The organism is Photorhabdus heterorhabditis (assembly GCF_001280945.1).
In the GTDB taxonomy this organism is placed as follows: Bacteria; Pseudomonadota; Gammaproteobacteria; order Enterobacterales; family Enterobacteriaceae; genus Photorhabdus; species Photorhabdus heterorhabditis.
In genome coordinates this window covers 1-367 of record NZ_LJCS01000251.1, presented here as the reverse complement: position 1 = coordinate 367, position 367 = coordinate 1, and the positions used below count along the sequence as shown (strand labels likewise).

1 pseudogene is annotated in these 367 nt (G+C 43.3%); it reads left to right on the top strand.

Annotation, left to right across the window (positions count from 1 at the left end):
- Positions 1-302 (top strand): annotated as a pseudogene (locus AM629_RS21585) (ISNCY family transposase); the annotation flags it as partial.
- Positions 303-367 lie beyond the last annotated feature (65 nt).

Genomic DNA, 367 nt, shown 5'->3' with positions numbered 1-367 from the left:
TACTGAATGGGCATACGCTGGATCTCTCACACTTTGTCCATCAACTGATTGAACAATCTCCGGAGCATGAAACGATGTTGATGACTATTGCAGAACAGCTTGAACAAAAAGGGCGCGAGCAAGGTATCAAGCAAGGTATTGAGCAGGGTATCGAGCAAGGTATTGAGCAGGGTATTGAGCAAGGCCGAGAGGAAGGTAAAGTGGAAACGGCTCGAGCCTTATTACGGCATGGCGTCAGCCTGGATATTATTGTCACCAGTACCGGACTGAGCCGGGATAAAATTGAAGCGTTAAAGCATTAAATTAATCTTCTTTTTATACAGCAAAATGCCGATATTCAAGATCGGCATTTTTGTTCTTATTTATA